Source organism: Arthrobacter sp. ok362 (assembly GCF_900102785.1).
Classification (GTDB): domain Bacteria; phylum Actinomycetota; class Actinomycetes; order Actinomycetales; family Micrococcaceae; genus Arthrobacter.
Genome location: NZ_FNGC01000008.1, coordinates 217,229 through 243,348, shown reverse-complemented (window position 1 = coordinate 243,348; position 26,120 = coordinate 217,229). Strand labels below are relative to the sequence as shown.

Annotated in this window: 26 protein-coding genes, 1 tRNA gene and 1 other RNA gene; 10 read left to right on the top strand and 18 right to left on the bottom strand. The window is 68.0% G+C overall.

Going from position 1 to position 26,120, the window contains the following annotated elements; all coding sequences use genetic code 11:
• Positions 1-313, top strand: a 313-nt coding sequence (locus BLQ10_RS22770; protein WP_175558598.1) for a transposase, incomplete at its 5' end; no start/stop codon positions are given.
• Between the two features lie 101 nt (positions 314-414).
• Here the strand turns inward: BLQ10_RS22770 and BLQ10_RS12615 are convergent.
• The 4 genes from BLQ10_RS12615 to ffs all read right to left on the bottom strand — a co-directional run bounded on the left by BLQ10_RS12615 (position 415) and on the right by ffs (position 4,909).
• Positions 415-993: a GNAT family N-acetyltransferase gene (locus BLQ10_RS12615; RefSeq protein WP_091562461.1), complete on the bottom strand. Its 579-nt coding sequence runs from the start codon at positions 991-993 to the stop codon at positions 415-417.
• Positions 994-1,000: 7 nt separating this feature from the next.
• Positions 1,001-1,600, bottom strand: a complete 600-nt coding sequence (gene recR, locus BLQ10_RS12610; protein ID WP_090579574.1) for a recombination mediator RecR — start codon at positions 1,598-1,600, stop codon at positions 1,001-1,003.
• Positions 1,601-1,650: 50 nt separating this feature from the next.
• The gene (locus BLQ10_RS12605; protein ID WP_091562458.1) at positions 1,651-4,785 is read right to left on the bottom strand and encodes a DNA polymerase III subunit gamma and tau; all 3,135 of its coding nucleotides are present in this window, start codon (positions 4,783-4,785) and stop codon (positions 1,651-1,653) included.
• 27 nt (positions 4,786-4,812) lie between these two features.
• Positions 4,813-4,909: signal recognition particle sRNA small type (gene ffs / locus BLQ10_RS12600), an RNA gene on the bottom strand.
• A 472-nt stretch (positions 4,910-5,381) separates the two neighbouring features.
• On the opposite strand from ffs, the gene BLQ10_RS12595 reads away from it, so the two are divergent.
• A tRNA-Ser gene (locus BLQ10_RS12595) sits at positions 5,382-5,466 on the top strand.
• A gap of 255 nt (positions 5,467-5,721) precedes the next feature.
• Here the strand turns inward: BLQ10_RS12595 and BLQ10_RS12590 are convergent.
• A complete protein-coding gene (locus BLQ10_RS12590) occupies positions 5,722-6,633 on the bottom strand; it encodes an oxygenase MpaB family protein (RefSeq protein ID WP_091562456.1) in 912 nt (303 codons plus the stop codon).
• A gap of 216 nt (positions 6,634-6,849) precedes the next feature.
• Between BLQ10_RS12590 and BLQ10_RS12585 the strand changes: the two genes are divergently transcribed.
• From BLQ10_RS12585 to BLQ10_RS12570, 4 genes are all read left to right on the top strand, one after another.
• Complete coding sequence (locus BLQ10_RS12585; protein ID WP_139164226.1) at positions 6,850-8,421, top strand: M23 family metallopeptidase; 1,572 nt, start codon at positions 6,850-6,852, stop codon at positions 8,419-8,421.
• A gap of 187 nt (positions 8,422-8,608) precedes the next feature.
• The gene (locus BLQ10_RS12580) at positions 8,609-9,094 is read left to right on the top strand and encodes a glutathione peroxidase (RefSeq protein ID WP_091562451.1); all 486 of its coding nucleotides are present in this window, start codon (positions 8,609-8,611) and stop codon (positions 9,092-9,094) included.
• 222 nt (positions 9,095-9,316) lie between these two features.
• Positions 9,317-10,528 carry a formaldehyde dehydrogenase, glutathione-independent gene (gene fdhA / locus BLQ10_RS12575; RefSeq protein ID WP_091562448.1) on the top strand — a complete coding sequence of 404 codons (1,212 nt, stop codon included), beginning with the start codon at positions 9,317-9,319 and terminating at the stop codon, positions 10,526-10,528.
• A gap of 236 nt (positions 10,529-10,764) precedes the next feature.
• Positions 10,765-11,703 carry a phosphodiesterase gene (locus tag BLQ10_RS12570; RefSeq protein ID WP_091562447.1) on the top strand — a complete coding sequence of 313 codons (939 nt, stop codon included), beginning with the start codon at positions 10,765-10,767 and terminating at the stop codon, positions 11,701-11,703.
• 62 nt (positions 11,704-11,765) lie between these two features.
• Here BLQ10_RS12570 and BLQ10_RS12565 read toward each other — a convergent pair whose 3' ends face one another.
• Together BLQ10_RS12565 and BLQ10_RS12560 are read right to left on the bottom strand one after the other, a co-directional pair.
• Positions 11,766-13,340, bottom strand: a complete 1,575-nt coding sequence (locus tag BLQ10_RS12565) for a stealth family protein (RefSeq protein ID WP_254785540.1) — start codon at positions 13,338-13,340, stop codon at positions 11,766-11,768.
• A gap of 158 nt (positions 13,341-13,498) precedes the next feature.
• The gene (locus tag BLQ10_RS12560) at positions 13,499-14,413 is read right to left on the bottom strand and encodes a Cof-type HAD-IIB family hydrolase (RefSeq protein ID WP_091562443.1); all 915 of its coding nucleotides are present in this window, start codon (positions 14,411-14,413) and stop codon (positions 13,499-13,501) included.
• A 179-nt stretch (positions 14,414-14,592) separates the two neighbouring features.
• Between BLQ10_RS12560 and BLQ10_RS12555 the strand changes: the two genes are divergently transcribed.
• Both BLQ10_RS12555 and BLQ10_RS12550 read left to right on the top strand, forming a co-directional pair.
• Entirely contained in the window at positions 14,593-14,892 is a 300-nt protein-coding gene (locus BLQ10_RS12555; RefSeq protein WP_026266597.1) for a type II toxin-antitoxin system VapB family antitoxin, read from the top strand.
• Entirely contained in the window at positions 14,885-15,571 is a 687-nt protein-coding gene (locus BLQ10_RS12550) for a LytR C-terminal domain-containing protein (protein WP_091562440.1), read from the top strand. Before BLQ10_RS12555 ends, BLQ10_RS12550 begins: the two co-directional genes overlap by 8 nt.
• Before the next feature lie 37 nt (positions 15,572-15,608).
• Here BLQ10_RS12550 and BLQ10_RS12545 read toward each other — a convergent pair whose 3' ends face one another.
• The 4 genes from BLQ10_RS12545 to BLQ10_RS12530 all read right to left on the bottom strand — a co-directional run bounded on the left by BLQ10_RS12545 (position 15,609) and on the right by BLQ10_RS12530 (position 18,373).
• Positions 15,609-16,247 (bottom strand): TetR/AcrR family transcriptional regulator, encoded by a 639-nt coding sequence (locus BLQ10_RS12545; RefSeq protein WP_091562438.1) that lies wholly within the window; start codon positions 16,245-16,247, stop codon positions 15,609-15,611.
• Positions 16,248-16,359: 112 nt separating this feature from the next.
• Complete coding sequence (locus BLQ10_RS12540) at positions 16,360-16,863, bottom strand: DivIVA domain-containing protein (RefSeq protein WP_091562436.1); 504 nt, start codon at positions 16,861-16,863, stop codon at positions 16,360-16,362.
• Positions 16,860-17,993: a globin domain-containing protein gene (locus tag BLQ10_RS12535; RefSeq protein ID WP_217635814.1), complete on the bottom strand. Its 1,134-nt coding sequence runs from the start codon at positions 17,991-17,993 to the stop codon at positions 16,860-16,862. Before BLQ10_RS12535 ends, BLQ10_RS12540 begins: the two co-directional genes overlap by 4 nt.
• A 14-nt stretch (positions 17,994-18,007) precedes the next feature.
• The gene (locus BLQ10_RS12530; RefSeq protein WP_091562432.1) at positions 18,008-18,373 is read right to left on the bottom strand and encodes a hypothetical protein; all 366 of its coding nucleotides are present in this window, start codon (positions 18,371-18,373) and stop codon (positions 18,008-18,010) included.
• Positions 18,374-18,653: 280 nt separating this feature from the next.
• Between BLQ10_RS12530 and BLQ10_RS12525 the strand changes: the two genes are divergently transcribed.
• Positions 18,654-19,562 carry a DUF4192 family protein gene (locus BLQ10_RS12525; RefSeq protein ID WP_254785539.1) on the top strand — a complete coding sequence of 303 codons (909 nt, stop codon included), beginning with the start codon at positions 18,654-18,656 and terminating at the stop codon, positions 19,560-19,562.
• Positions 19,563-20,048: 486 nt separating this feature from the next.
• Positions 20,049-20,204, top strand: a complete 156-nt coding sequence (locus BLQ10_RS22390; protein WP_175558589.1) for a hypothetical protein — start codon at positions 20,049-20,051, stop codon at positions 20,202-20,204.
• A gap of 157 nt (positions 20,205-20,361) precedes the next feature.
• Here the strand turns inward: BLQ10_RS22390 and BLQ10_RS12520 are convergent, their stop codons facing one another.
• From BLQ10_RS12520 to BLQ10_RS12495, 7 genes are all read right to left on the bottom strand, one after another.
• Entirely contained in the window at positions 20,362-21,684 is a 1,323-nt protein-coding gene (locus BLQ10_RS12520; RefSeq protein WP_091562429.1) for a nicotinate phosphoribosyltransferase, read from the bottom strand.
• A gap of 132 nt (positions 21,685-21,816) precedes the next feature.
• Positions 21,817-22,545 (bottom strand): DsbA family oxidoreductase, encoded by a 729-nt coding sequence (locus BLQ10_RS12515; RefSeq protein WP_091562427.1) that lies wholly within the window; start codon positions 22,543-22,545, stop codon positions 21,817-21,819.
• Between the two features lie 98 nt (positions 22,546-22,643).
• Positions 22,644-23,180 carry a GNAT family N-acetyltransferase gene (locus tag BLQ10_RS12510; protein ID WP_091562425.1) on the bottom strand — a complete coding sequence of 179 codons (537 nt, stop codon included), beginning with the start codon at positions 23,178-23,180 and terminating at the stop codon, positions 22,644-22,646.
• Positions 23,181-23,190: 10 nt separating this feature from the next.
• Positions 23,191-23,496, bottom strand: a complete 306-nt coding sequence (locus BLQ10_RS23095; RefSeq protein ID WP_368086517.1) for a TolB-like translocation protein — start codon at positions 23,494-23,496, stop codon at positions 23,191-23,193.
• Positions 23,466-23,906, bottom strand: coding sequence for a TolB family protein (locus BLQ10_RS23090; RefSeq protein WP_368086516.1), 441 nt, complete (start codon positions 23,904-23,906; stop codon positions 23,466-23,468). Before BLQ10_RS23090 ends, BLQ10_RS23095 begins: the two co-directional genes overlap by 31 nt.
• Before the next feature lie 18 nt (positions 23,907-23,924).
• On the bottom strand, positions 23,925-24,920 hold the full coding sequence (locus BLQ10_RS12500) for a sugar phosphate isomerase/epimerase family protein (protein WP_091562423.1): 996 nt from the start codon (positions 24,918-24,920) through the stop codon (positions 23,925-23,927).
• Between the two features lies 1 nt (position 24,921).
• Positions 24,922-26,112 carry a Gfo/Idh/MocA family protein gene (locus BLQ10_RS12495; protein WP_091562420.1) on the bottom strand — a complete coding sequence of 397 codons (1,191 nt, stop codon included), beginning with the start codon at positions 26,110-26,112 and terminating at the stop codon, positions 24,922-24,924.
• Positions 26,113-26,120: the final 8 nt, after the last annotated feature.

Here is a 26,120-nt window from a genome sequence, read left to right as displayed (position 1 = left end):
GCCGCCGGTCCGGCGGATCATCTACACGACCAACGCCATCGAGTCGCTGAACTACCAGCTGCGCAAGGTCACCAAGAACCGCGGACACTTCCCGAACGACCAGGCCGCCGTGAAGCTGCTCTGGCTGGCCATCTGCAACATCGAGGACAAACGCGCCAAAGAACGGGCGAAGGTGGACAGCAAAACCCGTGCCAACCGCTCGAAGTCGTTCCACAAACTCATCGAAGGCACGACCACCCAAGGATGGACCGACGCCCTCGGCATCCTGGTCCTGAACTACCCCGACCGGCTCGGACCCTATCTGAACCGATGACACTCCGCCTCACTTACACAAACAACTTGACAGGCTCCACGACGCCGGTCCGCGGCACTGTCACACCGGCCCTGCCGCCCGGGGCCGGCAGCTTCCAGGCGCTAGCCGCGGTCCAGCCGGTAGCGCCAGGACGGCAGCTGCTTGCCTGCTGTGGCCTCGGCAACCGGGAAGAAGCGGTCCTTCTGGAAGCCCAGGCCCTCCAGCAGCCTGCGCGAGGGGAGATTGGGCTCGTAAACCCCCGCGAAAATGGTCTCGCTGCCGCGGACGGTGAAAAGCCAGTCGACCAGGGCGCCGGCGGCCTCCCGGCCGAGGCCGAGCCCGTGGTGGTCCGGGTGCAGAACGTAGCCCAGGCTGGCTGACGCTGCCGGAATCCGGCCGGGAGCCGGGGGCTCCTCCGTGTTCCAGGTCCGGCCGTCCCCAACGACTTCACCGGTGGCCCGGAGCTCGATGGCCCAGCCGAAGTGAAACCACTCGGCAGTGGAGGCTGCCGCGGCGGTCAGCGCCTGCTCAAGCCGGGCGCGGTTCTGCGCCGGGGTGAGCGGGCCGTGGGATAGGTACCGCGTCGCTGCCGGATGGGCGCGGAATCGGAGCAGGGCGCTGGCGTCGTCCGCCGTCAACGGACGCAACAGCAAACGCTCGGTGAGGAGCGGGACCGGGGTGTCGTTGCCGGTGGCTGCCACGAGTCAGTCAGCTCAGCGCGTTGCGGCGGCCCTCGAAGGCCCTGCCCAGCGTGACTTCGTCGGCGTATTCCAGATCCCCGCCCACGGGCAGGCCGGACGCGAGCCGGGTGACGGCGATGCCAATCGACTTGAGCATCCGGGCAAGATACGTCGCGGTGGCCTCGCCCTCCAGGTTGGGGTCGGTGGCGATGATGATTTCCTGGATGGCGCCGTCGTTGAGCCGGGTCAGCAGCTCACGGATCCGGAGCTGTTCCGGACCGATGCCGGCGATTGGATTAATCGCGCCGCCCAGCACGTGGTACCTGCCGCGGAACGACCGCGTGCGCTCCACCGCCAGGACGTCCTTGGATTCTTCGACGACGCAGATCACAGAGGGATCCCGGCGCGGGTCGCGGCAGATGTTGCACAGTTCCTGCTCCGTCACGTTCCCGCACACCGTGCAGAACTTGACCCGTTCCTTCACGGTGGTGATGGCATCGACGAGCCGTTTCATGTCCTGGGGGTCCGCCTCGAGGATGTGGAAGGCCAGCCGCTGGGCTGACTTGGGCCCCACTCCGGGAAGGCGTCCGAGCTCGTCGATCAGCTCTTGAACTGCGCCTTCGTACACAATGTCCTCGTTCGTTTGGGGTGGGGCCGGGGCCAGCCGGCGGGGGTCTGCTAGAAGCGGGGCGGCAGGGGGCTTCCATCCAGGGAGCGCTCCTCCACCAGTTTCCCGCCCAGAATACGCTCGACGGCGGCCCGGCCGAAGACGCCCGATTCCTCGATCGTTTCGTCGTCGGCGCTCGGGATGTCCTGCACGTACACGGTGGTTGCGGCAGCGGCGCGGGTGGGGGCTTTCGCCCGCCCGGCCTCCGCCTCGGGACTGTTCGACAGCCGCTGGTACAGGCTTTGCCGGCCTGTCGGGGCTGCAGCCTCCGGAGCCGCGGCCACCGCAACAGCCTCCGCGACGGCAGCGGCGGCAGCGGCGGCCACACGCGGCGCAACAGCCTCCGCGACGGCCGGCGCCGGAGCCGCTTCGGCACGGGCAGGGTGGTCCGAGGACAGTCCGGAGGGCACGGACACGACGCCCGCGTACTCCGGGATCTGTGCCGCCGCCGGCTCGTAGTGCACAGGCACCGGCTCGGGCTCGGGTGCCGCGGGCTCGACAGCTGGCGCCGTGTACCGGCCGAGGTTTGAATCGGTGCCGACCGTCCAGACGCCGGGTGACTGCTCGACGGCGCGGGCCCAGGCGTCAGTCGACGGGTCCTGGCCTGCGTCCTGCGTCCCGGCCGGGGAGCCGGCGGCCTTGGCTGCCGGCGCGGCCGTGGACTTGCGGGCTGGAGCCGCTGCCGCGGGCTCGGGGCGGCGCGGCGGGGCGGCTGGTGACGGGTCCCAATCCAGGGGTGGTTCTTCGTCCAGCGGCGGGGCGTCCTCGTCCCGGGGCGGTCCCCAGTCTTCATCGGGGTCGGCATAGGATCCGGAAGCCTCCGAAGGCGCACCCGGTTCGACGGCAGGCTCGGCCGCGCGAACCGGAGCCTGGGCTGCCGGGGCAGGCGCCTGCGGTTCCGCCGCCGTCGCGGGGGCGGGCGCCCCGGCCATGGGAGCCGGCGCGGCCCCGGTGCGGGCCGGGGCGGTTGGCGTCACCGGCGGTGCGGCGGCGGGAGCGTGTGCCTGGGCCGGTGCCCCCGCCGGGATGCCTTCAGCGGTTTCGTTGGCCGGGGCTGCGGGCGGCTGGGGAGCCGGGCTCAGGCCCCAGGCGACGTCGGCCGATGTTGCAGCCGTTGCCGGAGTCTCCGGGCTAGCCGGCGCTTTTGGGTTTGGTTCAGAGCTCGCTGGGCTGTTGCTGCCGCCGGCCACGGCCCGGACCTGGCAATCGATGCCGATCGTCTTGTGGATCGCCTGCCGGAGGTTGTCGGCGTGGTCGGCCCGGCCGAAGGCCCCCGCCAGCCCCGTGGTGGTGAACGCCAGGGTCAGGACGTGGTCTTCGAAATGGCCGACCTGGGCATTGGGTTCCACGAGTGCCCAGGTGCTGCGCTTGATCTTGGTGAGTGTTTGCAGGATTTCGGGCCACGCACGGCGCAAAACCTCCACGTCGGCTCCTGGGCCGGCGGCAGGACCGGGAGCAGGGCTGGGAACCGCGGCGGGCGCCCGGCCGGCCTCGGCCGGCTCGGTGCGCCCAGGGGCGGAAGGTGCCGGGGCGGACGGTGCCGGGGCGGACGGGCCAGCCTCGGGGGCGGCTACCGGTGCGGGCTCGGCTGACGGGGCGGCAGCCGGCGGGGCAGTCTCTGCCGGTTGCCGGACGGACGGCAGCGCGGCGGAGGAAACTGGCGCGGGCGCGGGCCGGCTGGCCGCCGCGGGTTCGTCTACCGGCCAGTCGCTGGTGCTGACCCGCGGTGCCGTCAGCGGTTCCCGGACAGGCTCGTCCCGCCGGGCGGGAGCTGGTGCGGGGGCTGTGGCGGGCGGCTGCTCGGCCTGGGGCGGGGTGGATGCGGCGCTGGTAGCTGCGGCCGCCGGGGTAGCGGGCGAAGGCGCAGCGGGCACCTGTGCAGCAGGCGGCCGGGGAGAGGCGGTCTGTTCAGTGCGCGCAGACGAAACGGCGGCAGGTGCGGGAGCGCCGGCGAGGGGAGCTCCGACGTCGTTCCCGGCGTAGTTCAACCGCCGCTCGACGCGGTCGATCCGGGCCGCGATGCCGCGCTCGGTCTGCTCGGAGCTGGGCAGCAGGATGCGGGCGCACAGCAGTTCCAGATGCAGGCGCGGCGAGGTGGCCCCGGTCATGTCCGTGAGCGCGGTGTTGGTGACGTCCGCGGCGCGGGAGAGCTCGGCCGCTCCGAGGTTGTGTGCCTGGTTCTGCAGGCGGGCGATCTGGTCCGCCGGCATGCCGCGGAGGATGGACTGGGCGCTTTCTGGCATTGCCTGGACGATGATGAGGTCGCGGAAGCGTTCCAGCAGGTCTTCGACGAAGCGCCGCGGATCGTGCCCGGTCTGGATGACCCGGTCCACAGCGCGGAACACCGTGGCGGAATCCGACGCGGCGACGGCCTCGACGACGTCGTCCAGCAGGGAGGCGTGTGTGTAGCCGAGCAGGGCGACCGCGAGTTCGTAGTCCAGGCCGTTGGGTCCGGCGCCGGCCATGAGCTGGTCCAGGACGGAGAGGGAGTCGCGCACCGAACCCCCGCCCGCGCGGATAACGAGCGAGAGCACGCCGGGCGCCACGGGGACGTTTTCCTGGGTGCAGAGCAGCTCCAGATACGCCATGAGAGGCTCCGGCGGCACCAGCCGGAAGGGGTAGTGGTGCGTGCGGGAGCGGATGGTGCCGATGACCTTGTCCGGCTCCGTGGTGGCGAAGATGAACTTGATGTGTTCCGGCGGTTCTTCGACGATCTTCAGCAGGGCGTTGAATCCGGCCGACGTGACCATGTGGGCTTCGTCGATGATGAAGATTTTGTAGCGGTCCCGGACCGGGGCGTAGGTGGCCCGTTCGCGGAGGTCGCGGGCGTCATCCACGCCGCCGTGGCTGGCGGCGTCGATCTCGATGACATCCAGGGAGCCGGAGCCGCCGCGGGCGAGTTCGACGCAGCTGGGGCACTTGCCGCAGGGGGTGTCCGTGGGGCCCTCGGCGCAGTTCAGGCAGCGGGCCAGGATGCGGGCCGAGGTGGTTTTGCCGCAGCCGCGGGGGCCGGAAAAGAGATAGGCGTGGTTGACGCGGTTCTTGCGCAGGGCCGTCATGAGAGGCTCGGTGACATGCTCCTGCCCGATAACGTCCGCGAACGAGTCGGGGCGGTATCGACGGTAGAGAGCGGTAGTAACAGTCACAGATAAACCCTACCAATCGGCACAGACATAAAAGACCCCTCATGCACCCGCCAGAGCCCGCTTACCCTTGCTACCTTCCGGTCCTGGGGGAGTTCAACAGGATGGCGCCACATGAGGGGCCGTCAGCAAGTTTACCTGACGATTGGGTGTGCCTCGAATTGGTCTGTTTTCGCCCCTCATCCCCGGCGGGACATGCCCATTTTTCGCGGGCACGGCAGGGCACAGTGGGATTATGTCCAGCCTTCGTGGGGGCCGCGGGGCATGTCCAGTGGTGGGGGCGGGCAGCGTGGGACATGCCCATTTATCGCAGCACGGGTTATCGCAGCACAGGGCGAAGCCGGGGAGGTGGGCGGAGCCGGGCGATTATGTCCAGCCCCCGTGGGGACCGCGGGGCATGTCCAGTGGTGGGGGTGGGCAGCGTGGGGCATGCCCTTTTTTCGCGGCCAGGACCGGGCGCATTGGGTTTATGTCCAGCCGTCGCATCAAGGAGGGGGCATGTCCCCCGGAAAAGCCGCCGGCCGGGGCGGGGAGGGTCCAATTGGGCGATGCCGGAAAGTTCAGGTATTCTAGTATCTGCTTTTGATTCAGAAGCAAATGGAGAATTCGCCTAGCGGCCTATGGCGCACGCCTGGAACGCGTGTTGGGTTAACGCCCTCGGGGGTTCAAATCCCCCATTCTCCGCGGTTGGCCCCGGTCCTCGGACCGGGGCCTTTTTGCGTTCCCATGCCTTTGCAACCTCGCGAGGTTATAGCCAAAAGCGCGTCCGCGGCCCGCCCCCGCCCAACGGCCCTGGTCCGGGCCCGGCCCTCGCCGCGGCCCGCCCCCCGCACCCGCCCAACGGCCCCCGCCGTGCCCGTCCCCGCCGCGGCCCGCCCCGCCCCGGCCCGGCCCCGCACCCGCGCGCGTCCGCGGCCCGCGCCCGCCCATCGCTCAGGCTCAGGCCCTGTAGCCCAGCCGGCGCAGGCGGGCCCGGGCAGCCTGCTCGCTCGGACCCATCCGGCCCAGCGCGAGATGCACCACTCCGAGCGTGACCCGGGTGGCCAGGGAAACCGGCAGTGGAATTGGGCCCAGCCGCGCGGTCCGCAGGCCCAGCAGCTCGCGGTACCTGGGTTCGAGGCTTGTCACGGCGGCCGCGAACAGCACCCGGTAGCCAAGCCTGAGCGCGGGGTGGAGGGGCGGGTCGCGAATGAACGCCACCGTCTCGGTGACCCGATCGTCGCAGCGGAGCTCGCCGTCGTCGTACCAGCGGTCCAGCTGCTGCCGCATTTCCGCTTCGCTCAACGGTGGGGCAGTGACGCCCATCAGCCGGCCGGCTTGGGCCCACTCACGGACATAAGCATCGGGTCCGCCAGGAATCGGCCGTCCCCACAGTTTGTGGGCGGAGAGGAAGGCGTCGGTGAAGGCAATGTGAACCCAGCGGAGCAGTTCGGGATCGTTGGCCGCGTAGCTGCGCCGGATGCCGTGGCCGTCCACGAATTCTCCCCGCACCGTGCGGTGAAGCCGCAGCACCCAGTCCGACGCCGCCTTGGCCGTTTCCGTGGAGCCATAGGAAACGGTGAAGATCCAGCGGATGGTGCCCGCCAACCGGCCCAGGGGGTCTTCGCGGAAACGGGAGTGATCGTGAACTCCGGCCAACGCGCCGGGGTGGAGGGCCTGCATCAGGAGTGCCCGGATTCCCGCCACGATGGTTGGCATGTCCCCGTGAACGGCCCAGACTGCCGAGCCGGGCAAGTGGTAGCCGGCGTCGTCCCCCTCGGCGAGGCGCAGCACCCACTCAGGCACGGAATCGCGCGTCCCGGTGAACGTTTGTTTGAGTTCGGCCTGCCATTCCCTGAGGACATTGCGCATCCTTTATTCTTACCCGGCTCAGCGGCGCCCGGCACCTGCAATTCCGCAGAGGACTACTGGGCCGCCGCCGGTCAGCTACTGGGGATAGCCGCGGATCTCCGATTGGTGCCGCAAAAGGAGCACGCTGACGGTTCACAGAGCCTGCCGTCTGTGGTCCCATAGGGAGGGTAAGTTCGTGAAGATTGGGGTCTTGCGGACATATTCGGGAGTCACATCGTGGGAAAACACTGGGGAAACTCATCGAGTGAACAGTCAGCAAGGGCACGGACCATCGCCGTGCGCTGCGTATCCGGAGGCCTGTGCCTGACCCTGGCCGTTCTGGCATTCGGCGGCTTTCAGGGGCTGAGCGCGCAAGCGCCCTACGGAGCGCCCGCCGCCGTGGCGACCGCAGCCATGCCGCCCTCCGGCGCCGTCGGACCTGAAACCCTGGACCCGCTGGCCCACTCCGGGGCGACCGCTGCCTCGGGAACTTCCGGCACTGTCACCGCCGACGCTCAGGCGCTCCTGGCCTTCAGCCGGAGCACGGTGGATACGGCCACCCGGGAAGGAGTGCGGGGCGAGCTCAATGTGGCCTCAGCTGCCCTGAGCCGGCCCGCGGCCGGTTTCCTCATGGCCCCGCTGGAATCATTGGTGCCGTCGTCCCCGTTCGGACTGCGCACCAGCCCCCTCACAGGGTCCGCGGGCGAATTCCACTGGGGCCAGGACTTCGCCGCACCGTGCGGCACACGGGTGTACTCTGCCGACGCCGGTGTGGTGAGGGCAGTCGGGTGGCACCCGTGGGGCGGCGGCAACCGGGTGGAAATCGACCACGGCAACGGACTCATCACCACGTACAACCACCTGGAGGCGATCGCGGTCAGGAAGGGCGACTCCGTGCGGGTGGGGGAGGTCATTGCCCGGGTTGGCACCACCGGATCCTCAACCGGCTGCCACCTTCACTTCGAAACGATCCTCAACGGGTCCCACACCAATCCGCTTAACTGGACGTTGCTCCCCATCAAGCAGGTGGACCAACTTGGCCCCATAGAAATGACCAGTTACGCGCCCGACGCCGGCAAGGCATCCAACACCGGGATCGGCTGGGCGATTCCGGTCCGGGAGGACCTGACCCACGTGGTGGCCGGCGGCGTTCAGGAACAGCCCGCCGCGGTGGCCGCCAAGCCGACCGCGAGTGCCTCAGCCGCAGCTACCGAAGCCGCCGCCGACAAGCCGTCGGCACCGCCTTCCGCCACCCCGACCCCGACGCCGACCGGAACTGCCTCCGCGAAGCCCACCCCGACGCCGACGCCGACCGGCACCCACCCCGCCACCCCGACGCCGACGCCGACCGGCACTGCCTCCGCGAAGCCGACACCGACACCGACACCGACGCCGACGCCGACCGGCACCGCCACCCCGACGCCGACGCCGACCGGAACTGCCGCGACGACCCCACCCGCCGCCCCAACTCCGACGTCGACCGGCACTCCCTCCGCGACGCCGACGCCCACACCAACCCCGACACCTACCCCCACGGCAACAGCCACAGGCAAGCCGTCAGCTTCGGCGTCGGCCTCCGCAACCGCGACAGAGGCTGCGGGCACTACAGCGCCCGCGGCGCCGCCGAGTCGACCCCTCGCTCCGGCCCCGATCACTGTGCAGCCGGCCCCGGTCACCGCGCCGGCCGATAAGCCGAAGCCAACGGCGGCCACGCAGTCGGCCACAACAGCGGTGACAACAAAGGCCTCGCCGACGACCACGGCAACGCCGACCTCCTCGGCAAAGCCCACGGCGACGCCGATTAGCTAGCGGCCGCGAAGCCCGCCCGCGACGGGGTCGCCAGCCCGCTTGCGGCGCCCGCCCGCGACCGGGTCCCGCGCATCGGCCCGGCGCCGCGTCAGGGATGCACACCTATACCCGCACGCCTCCGTGCCGAATAATGGGGGGAACAGTTCCGAAACCCTGCTCCGCCACCGACATCGCGAGGACGCGCCCCATGACAGCTCTGCACTCCATTCCCCTGACCCTCATCGACGGGACCGAGTCCGATTTTGGCCGATTCAGGGGAGAGGTGGTGCTGGTGGTCAACGTGGCGTCCGAATGCGGTTTTACGCCCCAGTACGCAGGACTAGAGGCACTGCACAACAAGTTCCGCGGCCAAGGCTTCCAGGTCCTCGGCGTCCCCTGCAACCAGTTCGCCGGGCAGGAGCCCGGCGGCGACGCCGAGATCGCCGAGTTCTGCCAGCGCAATTTCGGCGTGACGTTCCCGCTGACAGCCAAGGCCAACGTCCGGGGAAAGCACCAGCACCCGCTCTACGCCGAGCTCACCAAGTTCAAGAACGGAATCCTGCCCGGCTTGGTGAAGTGGAACTTCGAGAAGTTCCTGGTGAACCGCGACGGCGAGATCATCGCCCGCTTTGCGCCCACCGTGGAGCCGGATGCACCGGAGATCATCGAAGCAGTTGAGTCCGCCCTGGACTGAACCGGCCCGCCCGGCTTTACGTATCCACAGCCTCTATCCCTAAGCATGCTCACCCCCTAGACTGGCCGAACCCTCCAACATTCCGGGCACATCCACGGCGCAGTCATCCCTGACAGCCGCCCTTCGGCAGTGCGGCCGAGGTGTCCCTGCGGAGGGCGCATCAAACAACTTCGTCAATCACAGCAGGGCCCCGTGTGGGTCCGTGAACGCAGGAGGAAAGAGATGACAGGGAACAAAGCCGTTGCCTACAAGGGGCCGGGAAAAGTCGAACTGATAGACATTGACTACCCCACCTTTGAACTCAAGGACGGTCCGGGGGTCAACCCCGCCAACGTGGGCCGGCAGGTGCGCCACGGCGTCATCCTCAAGACCGTTGCCACGAACATCTGCGGCTCGGACCAGCACATGGTCCGGGGGCGCACCACGGCCCCCGCTGATCTGGTGCTTGGTCACGAGATCACCGGCGAGGTGGTGGAAGTGGGGCCGGACGTCGAATTCATCAAGGTCGGGGACATCTGCTCCGTACCGTTCAACATCGCCTGCGGGCGCTGCCGGAACTGCAAGGAACGCAAAACGGGCATCTGCCTGAACGTCAACCCCGACCGGCCTGGCAGTGCCTACGGCTATGTGGACATGGGCGGCTGGGTCGGCGGACAGGCCAATTACGTTCTTGTACCGTACGCCGATTGGAACCTGTTGAAGTTCCCGGACAAGGACCAGGCCCTTGAAAAAATCATGGACCTGGCCATGCTCTCGGACATCTTCCCGACCGGATACCATGGCGCGGTCAGCGCAGGCGTAGGCGTCGGATCCACCGTCTACATCGCCGGGGCAGGGCCCGTGGGCCTGGCCGCGGCGACCAGCGCCCAGTTGCTGGGCGCCGCCGTCGTGATTGTCGGGGACATGAACACGGACCGCCTGGCCCGGGCGCGTGGCTTCGGCTGCGAGACCGTCGACCTGAGCAAGGGCGGCCCGGTGGAGCAAATCGAACAGCTCATCGGCGTCCCGGAAGTCGATTGCGCCGTTGATGCGGTGGGCTTCGAGGCCAAGGGTCACGGTGCCGGAGCCCAGGAAGCCCCGGCAACCGTCCTGAACTCCCTCATGGAAGTGACGGCCGCCGGCGGCGCCCTTGGGATCCCCGGGCTCTACGTCACCGGTGACCCGGGCGGCGTGGACGAGGCAGCACGGAAAGGTTCGCTTTCACTCAGCCTCGGAACGGGCTGGGCGAAGTCGCTCAGCTTTACCACGGGACAGTGTCCGGTCATGAAATACAACCGGCAGCTGATGATGGCGATCCTGCACGACAAGGTACACATCGCCCAGAACGTCAACGCGAAGGCCATTGCCTTGGAGGACGCGCCGAAAGGTTACGCCGAATTCGACGCCGGCGCGGCGACGAAGTACGTTCTCAATCCGAACGGATACCTGAGCTAGGGCAAAACCCGGCGGCACTCCCCTTCCGCCCCGCTGAGCTGGGGCTTCGGGAGTGCCGCCGGGCGGCCGCGCCCCGCATATGCCTGCAGGAGCATGTGAGGGCACGCCACCTGTTAACGCACGATTTTCCAATATGCCTGTCCCAGTTTTTACATTGTTCGCCTAATGTCTGGTTGGATAGTTCTTACTGAGAGGGACACTGGAGGCACCGCTTCCACCCAACCAAGAAGGCAGCAATGGAGCGCATCGAGGCCGAGCACCCCCGGCCACGTCATTTCCTACTTCATCTGAGCGACCCCCACTTGCTGGGGGGTCCGCAACCCTTGCACGGCGTCGTGGACAGCGAAGCCCTGCTCAGGCAGCTCTTCGAGGAGGTCCACGCCTCGGGTGCACGCCCCGAAGCCGTGGTCTTCACGGGGGACCTGGCTGATCTCGGGGAACCAGAGGCGTACGCCAAGCTCCGCGCAATCGTGGATCCGGCGTGCAAGGCCTTGGGGGCGAAGGTCATCTGGGCGATGGGCAACCACGACGACCGGGCCAACTTCCGGGCCGGGCTCCTGGACCAGGCCGACAATGACGCGCCCGTGGACCACAGCTACTTCGTCAACGGGCTGCGCATCATCACCCTGGACACCTCCGTGCCCGGCTTCCACCATGGCGAATTGAGTAACTACCAGCTGGATTGGCTCGCCGCTGAACTGGCCACCCCGGCCCCGGACGGCACCATCCTTGCGCTGCACCACCCCCCGGTGCCGTCCGTGCTGGATCTTGCCGTGCTCGTGGAGCTCCGGGGCCAGTCGGCGCTTGCCGGCGTCCTGCGCAACTCCGATGTCCGTGCCATCCTGGGCGGCCACCTGCACTATTCGACCACCGCAACATTCGCGGGCATCCCCGTGTCCGTGGCCTCAGCCACCTGCTACACCCAGGATCTGAACGTTCCGGTGGGCGGCACCCGTGGCCGCGACGGCGGGCAGGCGTTCAACCTGGTCCACGTCTACGAACACACGATCGTGCACTCCGTGGCGTTGCTCGGCGACACCCCGGCCGTCGGCGAGCTTGTCTCTCCGGAGGAAGCCCAGCGCCGGCTCGCCGCCGCAGGCATTTCTATCCCGGAGAAGGCCAAGCTCGAGGCCCCCGCCCGGACGGCGCACCGCCGGTTCACCACCCTGAACTGATCCACTCGCTGGCTGGCGTCTTCACTCCCTGACGAGACGGCCCGCGCCTTGGTCACGGTTCGTTACTTCTCCCAGGGCGCCTTGATGGGGTAGTACTTCTCCAGGAAATCGGTGACCAGCTCGGCCCGCTCCTCCGCCGGGACCTCCGGGAAGCTGCCGTCGTTGAGGCAGAAGAAGTCCATGTTCCGCTTGGCCAGGAGCTTGGGCAGGTAGTTCAGGCCCGCCCGCGCCGTGGTGTCCACGTATCTCACCCTGGCAGCCGTCTGGGTCACGGCCCGGCCCGTGAGCAGCGCGTAGTAGTGGTAGAACGAATTGGTCACGGAGATGTTGTCCGCTGCCCGGAACGTGCTCGCGGCGGTCTTGGCAAACTCGGCCGGGAACTCCTGTTCCATCTGCTCGGCCACACTGCGCCGCAGCGGGGCCGCCGTGTGCTCCAGGTGCCGGGTGGTGATACGGCCGAAGCGGTTCCAGAGCAGCTTGCGGTTCACCCGGGCGGCGTTCTCAAAGCCGCTGCGTTCGGCGTCGTTGTCGCCCAGCCCGATCCGGGTCTCAGCCTCGATGAACTTCGTGATACCGCCGGGGGTGAAGAACATGTCCGGCCCCACGGCGCGGCCGAAGAACATGTCGTCGTTCGAATACAGGAAGTGCTCGGAGAGGCCCTCGATGTGGTGCAGCTGGCACTCCACGGCCTGCGAATTGTGCGTGGGCAGAACCGAAGTATCGGCGAAAAACTCTTCGCTGCGGACGATCGTCACGCCGGGGTGGTCCGCCAGCCATGAGGGCGTGGGGGAGTCCGTGGCGATGAAAATCCGGCGGATCCACGGCGCAAACATGTAGACCGAACGCAGGGCGTACTTGAGCTCATCGATCTGGCGGAAGCGGGCCTCGTGGTCATCTCCCTCGCCCACCACCACGCCGGCCATGCGCGCGCGGCGGGCCGCGATGTACTCGGGGGAGCTGCCGTCAACCCATGAGAACACCAGATCGACGTCGAAGCTGATGTCGCTGGCATGGTCCGCGAACATGTTCTCGATGGTGGGCCACGTGTGGCCGTAGCGTTCAACCGTGCCGCGCACCGCGTCCTGGGCCAGCATGGTGCGGCGCGTCAGGGAGTTCTCGATCGGCAGGATCAGCTGGTCGCCCTCGAAGCTCCACAGCTCCAGCTGGACACCGGCGGAAGCGCCGAACTCGAAGCCGCCCTCCGGCTCCACCCTGGGCCGGTACAGCCGGAAGATCCGGGACTGCCGGTTCGGTGACAACTCCCCGTCGGCCACCAGCACGGAGGACTTCTTCTTGGCGTCCACGCTCATGGAATAGAACGGCTCGTCGCGGCACGCCTCCACGAGCGCGTCCCGGAGTTCCTTGCGGTCTTTCCAATCGACCGCGACGACCGGGCGGTGGTTGTTGCCGCGGACCAGCAGGTAGTTGATGCCGGCGCCGGCCAGGACGGAACGCAGGAACATCAGGTCCTCGACCATGGCCTGGTACGGCGTGCGGTTCTCGTTGATCAGCGCATAGCGGCCGCGGCGGCGGACAACATCGGAGCGGGTCCGGAATCTGGCGACGGCGGCCGCCGACGTGATCTCGGCGTGGGCCTCCGCAGATGCCTGGCTGCCATAGTAAATCTCGTCTTGGATCGCTGCTTCGGTGATGTCTGATCTCCCGCTTCCTTGAGTGCGTTGGTGTCTACTTGCATGATAACGCGGGCCTCAAAATTGCCGCGGAAAACCGGCCGGCACCTGGCATGTGTGACGGCGAAACGTGACGACGGCGTAACCTGACGGCGGAACGGGCCTCAGCCGGTGACGACGGCCAGCCAGTGGTGCAGGAAGGCGCCACCGGCGTCGTCGTGGATCACGTCGTCGCCGAGCCCCAGATCGGCTGCGGTGAGAACCTCATAGGGTTTGACCGGGATGCCGTCCGCGGGCCGGACGTCCACGTGCTTCACGGCGTGGTCGTTGTGGTGCAACCAGTCGGCCATGGCGTAGTCCGTGCGGGAATCGCCCACCGTACGCCAGGCCTGCGGCGTGATGCCCTGTGCGGCCAGGAACTCCACAGCCCGGCTCGCGCCCAGGTCCTTGCCCAGCCGGACCGATTCGATATCGGTGGAAATGATCGTCGGATCGACGCGGAAGTCCACCTGGTCATCAGAATTGGGGACGTGGTGGTCCAGCCGCACCACGCCGAGCCCGTGCCGGGACATGAGGTCCATGGCGTCGGCGTCGAAGAGTTCCTGCTCGGCACGGTAGTCAGAGTTGGCGACAGCAATGTGCTGCTCCACGGAGACCATGGCCCGCTTGGTTTCGTCGTAGAACATGTGGGCGGCGTAGTCCTCGGCCACCAGGCGGCGGACGTCGTCGCCGAAGGCCTGCGGAATGGCGAGCTCATGATCCACGTGGACCGGGCCGGGGCCTTCCGCGGTGTAGCTGAACCAGACGGCGCCCTTCTCGCAAATGGCGTGGATGACGGTGCCGGCGGGCATGCCGGCGGCGATCATCGGTGCCATGACCTGCTCGCGGATGAACGCGTCCGACCGGCCGGTGTTGAAGATGACCGGCACGCCGGCGGCGGCCAGGGCCACCAGGTCCGCGATGATTCCGGGCTGCACATCTCGGGTGACCGGGCTCGCGACCGGACCATCGACGTCGAGCAGCAGCGCCAGCACAGGGGCCGACGGCGACGGAACAGGGGCAGTCTCGGGTGCAGTCATACGGCCATTCTGTCAGCCGCACGGGACGTTTGCGTGAACTGTGCAGAAGATCGGCGGCCCCGCCCTGGATGTGACAGGCGGGAGTGCGCCGTGTGACAGATGGTTACTGTTTGGCCACAACCTCACGCCGCCCGCGGACTTTGATTCCTTCGGGCGTCCAAGTTCCCTAGGCTGGCATGGTGATATTCAAAGCTGTGGGCGAGGGACGCCCGTACCCCGACCATGGTTACACCACGCCCAAGGACTGGGCGGCCCTGCCGCCGCGTCCTGTGCGGCTTGATGAACTGGTGACCACTAAGCGCACGCTGGACCTTGAAGCCCTGCTGGCCGAGGACTCCACGTTTTTCGGCGACCTCTTCCCGCACGTCGTGGAATACCGCGGCGTCCTTTACCTTGAAGACGGCCTGCACCGGGCAGTCCGCACCGCCCTGCACCAGCGCACCGCAATTCACGCGCGGGTCCTCGTGATAAATGGCTAGGAAACCGCGAGATTACAAAGTCCTGCACGGGCACCGCGTCATCAGTGGCTCCGAGCTGCGGGCCACGTTCGTGGAGCAGAACGCTACGGACAACCGCGTCCGGCTGCGGCGCAGGATCCTGCACGGCGTGGTCCTGGTGATGCTGGTCTGCCTGATCGCGGCGGCGATCATGGTGGCCCTCGCCATCATGAACGGCCAGATCAAGCTGCCCGCGGCGGAGCGGAGCAAGGCGGCAGTGTCGGTGTGCCCGGCGGCCACCTACGACTACACGCCGCCGGGTAAGGTCCACGTCAACATCTACAACTCCACGAGCCGGCCGGGCTTGGCCCGGACCGTGGCCGATCAGCTCGCCGCCCGGAAGTTCCTCGTGGGGGCCGTGGGGAACACGACGTCGAGCTACCGCGGCGTGGCGCTGATCGTCTCCGGTGCCGCCGGCCAGTCGGCCGCCTTCAGCGTCCAGCGCAACGTGCCGGGCTCGGACTATGTCCAGGACGGCCGCACGGACCCGAGCGTCGACGTCATCGTTACCGGCGACTTCAAGGCATTGGCCAAGCCGGCACTCGTGGACCAGACGCCGGGCCGGCTCAGCTGCCCTCGCGAGGACCGGCGCATCGTGGATGACTCCACGCTGCCCGTCGTGCCGACGGGCACGCCGGCGGCCACGCCGGCTAAGGGCTAGGGCACGCAGCCAGGGCGCGGCCGTCCGAGGGCGCAGCTTAGCTGCTGGTGCGGACCGGGCAGCCGGCGTCGTCGAACCTGGCCCCGGCGCCCAGTTGAATGAACCGCACCGTCCGGGCGAGCCGCGCCTCGGCCTCGGCGTCTTGGCCCGCGCCGTCGCCCCGGGCCGCGCTCGAGGAGAGCGTGCCGTGGATAAGCTGGGCGAGCTGGGCGATGTCCGACTCGGGCAGGTAGCCCTGGGCCATGCCGTCGCGCAGGATGCCCCGCAGGAGCACGCTGAGCTCGCCCACGTGGTCCGCGAGCTTGGCGAACGACGACGGCGAGAGCACCGCGGCCATGGCCGGCCCCGGCGGCAGGTGGCGCCGGCTCAAGTCCTCCACCTGGGCCCGGACGTACACGGCCAGCCGCTCCACCGGGTTCTCCAGCGCATCGAGCGATTCGCGCAGATCGAGCAGGAACCGCTCCGTCTCGTCCAGGGCGTAGGCGATCAGGAGCTCTTCGATGTCCGCGTAGTAGTTATAGACGGCGGTCCGGCCGATCTGGGCGTGGCGCGCGACGTCCGTCATGGTCAGGCCGGGCAGTCCATGGGTGAAGAGGAGCTCCCCGAATGCGGTCAGGATGCGTCGCTGGGTCTCGGCACGTTGGGCGGCGTTGCTCGCGGCCGAAATCCTAGGCATACGGACACTTTAGCGCGATCTGTCAGCAAAGCACCGGGGTGGCGGACTGTGACAAGCCCCGGCGCGGCTGACAGATCCGTCGGTAGATGAGTTTTTCTGTTGGCTAGCGCCGTCACCTGGGCGGGGACGCCGGTGTGTCGCCGAGACGGTCGACCTGTTCGGCCAGTGCGTCGATGACTGCCCGAAGCTGCACCTGTGCGACCTTCGTGTAGGTGCGGACGTACTCGATCTCGTCGATCGGTGTTGTATTGGCCGGGGCGGCAGCGGTCGTGGCCAAGGCCTGACTTCCGCTGCGCTTGGCCGCGGATTCCTCGGCGCGCCGGAGAATCTCGCTGTACTGGGTCCGGGCGCTAGCGACGAGATCCTTGGAGTACTCCTCGGCCTCCGCGACAAACTTCTCTGCCAGGACCTGCGCCTGGCTGATGATCTTGACCATCTCGTCCTTGGTGTTGACCTTCTGTGCCTCGATCTGGGCACGGTCAGCTTCCATCTGGGCAGAAACGGCCTGGAGGAAGTGCTGGACGGCGCCTGTATCGTAACCGCTCTCGACCACGTAGAACGTGGCGTTGCTGACCTCTGACGGGCTGATCCGTCCGCCGTGGCTGGTGGTGCTCATCGTGATCCTTCTAACTGGTCTTCTCCGGTCGGTGAGGAGTTGTCCTCGACACCGCTGTAATCCTCGTATCGGATGTCGCTGCGGGGAATTCCCGCCGCGATGAGTTCGTCGACCGTGTGTCGGACCATCGGCCCCGAGCCGCACACCAGGGCCAGCGGGCCCGCCGTCGACACGTGCGCGGCGGCGGCAGTCCCCACGTACCCGGTGAGGCCAGGGAAGGAGGGATCGTCCGAGACGACGGGGTGGAACGCGAACCACGGTTCTGTGGCCGCGAGCTCGGCGAACCGCGCCTGGTCGTAGAGGTTCCATGGAACCCGCGCTCCATGGAACAGGTCCACGTACGGTCCCCTGCCCGTTTCGCGCCACCGGGTGGCGACGCCGTCGAGCACTGCGGAAAGTGGCGCCAGCCCCGTACCGCCGGCGATCAGGAGGAGGTCGCGTTGGCCGTCTACGGTGAGCTGGTCGCCAATGGGGGCGCCGACCCGGAACGTGTCGCCCGGCTGGGTCTTCCGGACCGCGGCGGTGCTGAAGAGGCCCCCTGGGATCAGCTGGACATGGAACTGGACAACGCTGTCGGCTCGGGGAGCGTTCGCCGGGCTCAGATACCTCCACGTGCGCGGAAGGGCGGGAAGCTCAACAGCGGCCGACTGGCCAGGATCATAGGTGAAGCCCTCAGGCATACGGACCTCGATTACCGCCACGTCGAGGCTGCGGCGGTCCACGGAGAGGACCTCGCCTTCCCACCACGGCGGCGTCGTGTCCGAGGAATCCTCGGCAGCTACCACCATGACCTTTGCGATGAGCCCGTACGCCTCGGACCAGCTCCCCGCGACCTCGTCGGTCCACGCGTCGCCCAAGAACTTCTTCAGCGTCGCGAGGAAGGAGGCGCCGACCATGGAGTAGTGCTCGGGTGCCACCGAGAAGCGGCGGTGATCACGGCCGAGCTGGCCGATGAAACCTTCGACTTCGCCGATCCTGTCGGCGTGGCTGATGATATGCCCGAGCGCGGTGAAGAGCTTGTCGCGCTGGGCGCCCATGGCGACGGGGAACATGTCCCGCACCTCTGGGTGAAATGCGAACAAGTGGGAGTAAAAGTACAGCGGGACCTCGTCCCCAAGCGCAGCGGCCATCGACCACGTCCGTTTCAGCGCACCGGAGTCCACTCGGCCACCCCTCCTGCGCCGGAGCGCACCGTTGCTTGTTTCAGATAAAAATGGGCGGCCGGGGCACACCCCCATGCGGCACCTCGATCGACCCGAAGGACATTACACGCCACATTTACGGCATGTCGAGCCAGCATCCCACTCCTCGGGCGGGCTTGTCGGTGGTTGGCCAGCGTGTCCACCGATCCCCTGGAGGCCGTGGCATCGTCGTAGTCGCACGCCGCTTTGGCCGCCCGGGCATAGTCCTCGTCGCAGGTCAGCACGGCGTGCAGCTCTGGTTCCAGGGCCGCGTTTGCCGCCTTGAGCAGGCCCCGGATTCCCGAGTGCCCGAGCGTGACGGTGCCCATGGCGGCCACCCTTCCTGAACAAAAAAAGAAAAATTTCGGCAGCAGCGTAACCTTTCGGGGTTTCCCAGCGATTACCCCTCTGTAAGCGCCGCCGGAGCCCGGACCCCCATCAGTGATCCGGCTGGCCTTCCAAATTAAGTGCGGGCTGGCGCCTGCCCCCAATCAGGTGCCGGCCAGCCTTCACCAACCAAAGGATGAATGTCTCGTGAAGCGTGTCAGCAACTCATCCCGCACACGCTGGGCTACCAGCCCCAAGACTCGTTCGTCGTACTGAAGATCGATGACACGTAACTGGGCGCGACCCTGCGGCTCGACGCCCCGCAGGAAATCTCCCCCGTCCGACTCCGCGCCGGCAACCGTGACCTACCTCGCGGCACGCGACGCCGCCATGACGGCCCAGTTGGTTGTCCACTCCGACGAAATCGGGCCCGAGGGCCGGCGCCCCTACGGCGCCCACATCGACGCACTCATCCGGGAACTGTCAATCGCGTCGATGCCAATGCGGGACGGCTGGCGGGTCACATCACACCACCGGCGGACCCCGCTGTGCGAGGACAAATGCTGCCCGGATGAGCCGCCTGACGCGATCACCGGTTCGGTGGCCAGCGCCTCCCTGGTCTACACCGGAAGCAGCGCGGACACGTTCACCGCGCCGGCACCGTTCACCGGGGACGACGGAACCCGCGAAGCAATCGCGGCCTGCCGCCCCGATGGCTGGCCCGAGGAACTGGAGAACAGCCGGGCCCAATGGGCCCAGGTTCTGGAGAGGCCCGCCACCCTGACCGCGCGGACCGCGCAGGAGCTGGCAGGAGCATTCCAGCACTCCACCATCAGGGACTACCTGATGACCCACGTCCTCACCAATGCACCGGATCAGTTCACGTCCGTCATGCTCGGAGTGCTTCCTGCCCGTCCGGACTGGGCACGCGTGGACACAGCCCAGGAGGTCGCTTTCGAACTGATGAAGGCAACCCCCGAAGGACAGCGCGCCCCGATGCTGTGCCTGATCGGCTGGCTGGAATGGCTCAAAGGCAAGTCCAGCTTCGCCGCCCGCTACTTCAAGCTCGCCATGGACGACGTGCCGGGGTTCCGGCTCGCGTTCCTGCTGGCCGAACTGGTCAACCGCGGCATCGTCGCCGACGTCGCCCTGAACAAGGCCACCGCCTACGCCCCGCCCGCACGGACCTAAACCGCCCCGGTCGGACCCCTCACACAGGGGGGGCGGCCCAAGGCCCGTTTCCCGCCGTGAGTGCGCCCGGCGGCCTTCCCCGCATTTTAGGAGCGGTTGGTACTGAAGGGGCCGTGGCCGCGACCCGACCCGAGGCGCTTAGACCGCAGTCTCTGAGTCTCGGGCCTTTTCCATCTCGTATGAGCGCAACCCGTGCTTCACTCCCAGGCGGATGATCCAATACAGGGCCATTACAGCCAGGACTACAGGCACAGATAAAGCAGCGACTCTGATGACTATCGAAACCATGTCCAAAGCGTTTCCCCCATGTGAGATCTTTTCTGCAAGCTTCTCATGAGGCTCGGCCCTAGGAACATCTCCTTCGGCCGCCGGCAACGCTGTGCGGGCGAAGCAGCCTGCCAGCCAACCGGCAGGAACCGCCGCTAGGGTGAAAGTACAACGCCATCCGATCAAACCTGGAAGGACTCTTTGGCAGCAAATTTCCGCATGACCGAAGACGACACGGCCGGCCCCGACGCCAGCCTGGCCGAAGACCTGCTGGAGCTGCGCCTGCTCACCGCGGAAGACAAGGGACTCGGCCCCGTAGACTTTCCCGTCAAAGACCACCGGTTCGACGAGCTGCAGATCGACGACGAACGGTAACACCGGCAGCGACAACGCTGCCCCGAGGCGCCTGAGCGCACTCAGGCCAGCAGGCCAGCAGTCCCGGACATCGGACTCGAGTCCGGGGTGGCGGCCGCGAACCGCGGCGCCGCCCGCCTGCACCTCGGCGGCGCGGTCCTACGTGTAGGCCGCTGTCCTACCTATAGATGGTCGGGATGGCGGGCTCGCCGGGCTGGAGCTTGTCTACCACCCGGGGCAGCTCTGCCATGGAGGCCGTGTGCCGTTCCTGCGCCCGCCCCACCGCGTCCGGCCCGGTCCAGCCCGGCAGGATTTCGCCGTCTTTCATGAACTGCTGCAGGAGGGGGCGTCCGTTCCTGCCGGTGGCCGGCTGGTGGCCCACGCCGAGGACCTCGTGGGTGGCGATGCCGCGGTCATCGAGGCGGCGCACGGCGAACTTGCGCCCGCCCATGTTGATCTTGTCCTTCGAGGTCTTCGCCACGGCAGTCAGCTCACCGGAGTCACCGGCCCGGCTCACCAGCTTGTAGACCATCCCGGCCGTGGGCGCCCCGGATCCGGTCACCAGCGACGTGCCGATGCCATAGGAATCGGCCGGGGCAGACCGGAGCGCGGCGACGGAGAATTCGTCCAGGTCCGAGGTCACCACGATCCTGGTGTGCGTATTGCCTAGGCTGTCCAGGAGTTCGCGTACCCAGCGCGCCTGGGCTACGAGGTCTCCGGAGTCCAGCCGGATAGCCCCGAGTTTGTCTCCGGCGAGTCCGACGGCGGTGCGGACCGCCGCTTCGACGTCGTACGTGTCCACCAGCAGCGTGGTGCCGGGGCCCAGCGAGGCCAGCTGCGCCGCGAAGGCGTCGCGCTCGGAATCGTGGAGAAGGGTGAAGGAGTGGGCCGCGGTGCCGATGGTCCGGAGGCCGTAACGCCGCCCGGCGGCCAGGTTGGACGTGCCGGAAAAGCCGGCGATCACGGCCGCGCGGGCCGCCGCGGCGGCCGCTTCCTCGTGGGTGCGGCGGGATCCCATCTCGATGCAGGGCCTGCCGCCGGCGGCGCTGGTCATCCGGGACGCGGCGGACGCGATCGCGCTGTCATGGTTCAGCACCGACAGGACGTAGGTCTCCAGGACGCAGGCCTCGGCGAACGTCGATTCGACGATCAGGACGGGGGAGTGCGGGAAATACGCTTCACCCTCCGGGTAGCCCCAGATGTCGCCGGAGAACCGGAAGGCGCCCAGATGGTCCAGCGTGTCCTCGTGGACCACGCCGGCGCCGGCCAGAAAATCGAGGTCGTCCTGGTCGAAGCGGAAGTCCGCGATCCCCTCAAGGAGCCGGCCGGTGCCGGCCACGATGCCGTACCGGCGCCCGGGGGGCAGCCCCCGGGCAAAGGCCTGGAAGACGGACCGGCGGTGTGCGGCCCCGGAGTGCAGAGCCGCCTGGAACATGGTCAGCTCGTAGTGGTCGGTAAACAGGGAGGTCCGGCGTCCGCCCGGCCCGGCCGAAGTGTCCATGCTCCACTCTAGGCCGGGCTTCGCCCGGAGCAGCAGGGAGCGGCCAGGGCCGGGAGTTCGCCGAAAACCTGCGGCGTCGCCGGAAACTTCCAGCGAACTCGGGCGTTTCCGGCGAATTCGACGACGCCGGGTTCAGACGGCGCAGCCGTCAGGGCCGCAGGCGCCTGGGGCCTCGTCGCTGTCGGGTGCGTCGCCGGCACCGGCGGCATTGACCATGACCAGCGGGTTGCTGTCCTGCCACGCCTGCTCGAGGGCCGCTTTGAATGTCTCCGCGGGCTGGGCACCGGAGAGCCCGAATTTGCGGTCAATCACGAAGAACGGGACGCCGCTGATGCCGAGGGCGCGGGCCTCAGCGATGTCGTGGCGGACGGCGTCGGCGTAGGTGTCCGTGCTGAACAGTTCCGCCAGTTCGCCGGCGTCGAGCCCGAGGTCCAGGCCCAGGGCGGTCAGGTACTCGTGGCTGCCGATGTCCAAGCCGTGCTCGAAGTGGTCGCTGAGCAGGCGTTCCTTCGCGGCGTCCTGCTTGCCGTGGGCGGCGGCGAGGTGGATCAGCCGGTGGGCCGTGAAGCTGTTGGCCACCACGACGGCGTCGAAGCGGTAGTTCAGCCCCTCGGCCTTGGCCTGGGCCGCGACGTGCTCGAACATCTGGGATACCTGCGCCGGTGCCATGCCCTTGCGCGTGCTCAGGTAGTCCAGTTCGGTGCCGTCGTAGTGCTCCGGGAGCGCGGGGTCCAGCTGGTAGCTGCGCCACTGCACCTCCACGGAATCGCGGTGCGGGAAGGCCGCGAGGGCGGTTTCGAAACGGCGTTTGCCGATGTAGCACCAGGGACAGGCGACATCGGACCAGATCTCAATCTTCATGCCGCCAACAACCGCGGCGGCGCCGGGTCCATTCCCCGGCGGCCTGTCGGCTTCGTCACGGCTTGGTATTGGTCTCGGCTGGCCGGGCGGGCTCGCGCTCACGGCGCGACCGGGCGCTCCATCACGAAGTCGTGTTCCACGGTGTTGCCCAGCTGGAAGGACTTGGTGCCGACCTTGCGGAAGCCGGACTTCTCGTAGAACCGGATGGCCCGGGCGTTTTGGCTGTTCACGCCGAGCCAGAGCCCGCGGGCGCCGGTCGCCGCGGCCGAGCCGATGCTGGCGTGCATCAGTTCGGCCGAGGCGCCGAGCCCGTGGTGCTCCGGGTGGACGTAGCACTTGCTGAGCTCGGTGCACGGCACTTCGTTCAGGACCGCGGCGACATCCGGGTCCCGGGTGGGGCGGGCCACCAGCAGGCTGTAGCCGCGGAGGTCGCCGTCGGCGTCGATCACTAGCACCGTTACCGCGGGATCGGCCAGATAGGCGCGGAAATTGGCCTCGCTCAGGGTATTGGCCACGTGTGCCGCGATGTCCTCCGGCCGGGATTCCGGCGGGCACGCCAGCGGAAAGGTGATGGCCGCGAGTGCGGCCAGCCGCCCGGCGTCGTCCGCGGTGGCTGTCCGGATCTGGTGCGTCATGGCTAAAACCCTAGCCCCTGGACGGATCCGCCGGTCGGCCCACCGGGTAGGCGACGTACGCGAACCGTGCCGAGTCCGGGGACCAGCTGTTGACGTTGAGCGTCCCCTGGCCGCCGAACAGGGACCAGGAGTGCAGCGTCGCGGTCCAGTCCTGTACCGCGACGGCGACGATTTCGACCGGCAGGTCGGCCGGATGGCCAACGGTTCCGGGCGGGAACCTCAGGTAGGTGGCAAGGGAACCGTCGGGTGAGATGTGCGGGAACCAGTCGACCGTTTCGCTGTCGATCAGGCGCTGAACGCCGCTTCCGCCGCCCATGCGGACGCGGGCAATTTGGGCATGGCCCGGGCGGCTGGTGAACGCCTCCGCTCATCCGCCGTGATCCGGGTTGCCGGGCCACCTGCAAGTTCGGCCCGGTAGATGTGGCCGTCGTTGGCGGAGAGGTAGACCCGGGTGCCGGTGGGCCCGAGCACGTGATCATTGTTCAGATCCGGGATGCCGGTGATGGGCAGCCCGTCGAGCGAGCCGGTGCCGAGGTCGAGTCTCCACAAGGCCCCAGCCCCGTTGAGCACGAGCGCCGCATTGTCAGGTGTCCAGTTCGGCGCCTCGAGGAGCAGCTCCTTGGTGGTGAAGATGAGCTCGCGCGCCCCTGTTGCCGCTGAGGCCATCCAGACCTCGCAGCGCTGGCCGGGCTGCAGCTGGCGCGGCGCGATGGTGTTTTCCGCCATGGTTGGGGACGTAACGCCTTACTGCTTGAAGGCGGCGTCGAAGGAGGTGTTCGACGCCGGGAAGTCGAACTTCTTGAGCGCCGCGAGGGCTTCGGGGGCGCCGTGGAGCCGGTCCATGCCGGCGTCTTCCCATTCGATGCTGATGGGGCCGTCGTAGCCGACCGCGGCCAGGGCACGGAAGGACGATTCCCAGGGCACGTCGCCCCGTCCCGCGGAGACGAAGTCCCAGCCGCGGCGCGGGTCGCCCCAGGGAAGGTGGGAGCCCAGAACGGTGTTCCGGCCGGTGGGGCGCAGCTTGGTGTCTTTGCAGTCCACGTGGTAGATCCGGTCCTTGAAGTCCCAGATGAAGGAGACCGGATCGATGCCCTGCCACATGAAATGGGACGGGTCCCAGTTCAGCCCGAACGCCTCCCGGTGGCCGATCGCTTCGAGGGTGCGGACGGTGGTCCAGTAGTCGTAGGCGATCTCACTCGGGTGGACCTCGTGGGCGAAGCGGACCCCGCATTCGTCGAAGACGTCCAGGATGGGGTTCCAGCGGTCGGCGAAGTCCTGGTAGCCGGCCTCGATCACTTTTTCCGGCACGGGCGGGAACATCGCGACGTACTGCCAGATGGAGGAGCCGGTGAACCCGACCACGGTGTTGACGCCGAGGGCCTTGGCGAGCCGGGCAGTGTGTTGCATTTCCTCGGCGGCGCGTTGGCGGACGCCTTCGGGGTCGCCGTCGCCCCAGACTTTGGCCCCGACGATGGCCTCGTGCCGGAAGTCGATCGGGTCATCGCACACGGCCTGGCCCTTGAGGTGGTTGGAGATGGCCCAGACCTTCAGGTTGTACTTTTCCAGCACGGCGAGTTTGGACTCGACGTAGCCGGGCTCGTCCCAGCGCCAGGCGTCCAGGTGGTCGCCGGAGACGGCGATTTCCAGGCCGTCGTAGCCCCAGCCGGAGGCGAGCTTGGCGACTTCCTCGAAGGGGAGGTCGGCCCACTGGCCGGTGAACAGGGTGTACGGGCGGGGCATGTCAGGCTCCTTCGGTGGGGGCGGCGGGGGTGAGCTGGATGATGGAGGACTTGGCGTTGGCGGATTCTTCCACGGCGGCGAGGATCCGCTGGACGTTCAGGCCGTCCTCGAACGACGGCGAGGGCGCCGTTCCGTTGCCGACCGCCAGGAGGAAGTCGCGGATCTCGTGCGTGAACGTGTGTTCCCAGCCGATGACGTGGCCTTGCGGCCACCATGCTTCAAGATACGGGTGCTCGGGTTCGTTGACGAGGATGCGGCGGAAACCCTGCTCGCGGACGGGCAGCGTGGAGTCCAGGAAGCCGAGCTCGTTAAGGTCCTCCAGATCGAACAAAAGCGAACCCTTGTCCCCGTAGATCTCCAGCTTGAGTGAGTTCTTCTGGCCGGTGGCCACGCGGGAGACCTCCACCGAGGCGACGGCCCCGGAGGCGAGGGTCAGCGTGGCCCAGGCGGCGTCGTCGACCGTTACTTCTTCCGGTCCGTGGCGGCCGGGGCGCTGCGGGGTAAAGGTGTGCAGCCGGCCGGAGACCTCGGTGACCTGGTCGCCGAGGAGGAACAGGACCTGGTCGATCGCGTGCGAGGCGATGTCACCGAGGGCGCCGGAGCCAGCGGTCTCCTTGTTCAGCCGCCAGGTCATGGGCGACTCCGGATCCACAAGCCAGTCCTGCAAATACGCCGCGCGGACGTGCCGGATGGTGCCGAGGCGCCCCTCTGCGATCAGCTCGCGGGCCAGCGCCAGGGCCGGGACCCGGCGGTAGTTGAAGCCGACCATGGACTGCACCCCGTTGTCCTGGGCGCTCCGGGCCGCCGCCGCCATTGCCTCGGCCTCGGCCAGGGTGTTGGCCAGCGGCTTTTCGACGAGGACGTGCTTGCCGGCGGCCAGAGCGGCGATGGCGATTTCCGCGTGCATGAGTCCAGGGGCGCAGATATCGACGATGTGGACGTCATCGCGGGCGATCACCGCGCGCCAGTCAGTGGCGGACTCGGCCCAGCCGTATTTGGCGGCGGCCTCGGCGACCCCCGCCGGGTCGCGTCCGACCAGAACGCGCTGTTCGAAGGCCGGGACGTCGAAGAAGGAACCGACGTTCCGCCAGGCATTCGAGTGGGCCTTGCCCATGAACGCGTACCCGATCATGGCCACCCCCAGGGGGGTGTTGTCCGGGTTGGTGCGGTCCTTGCTGTCTGGGGAGTTCATTGCCTGAT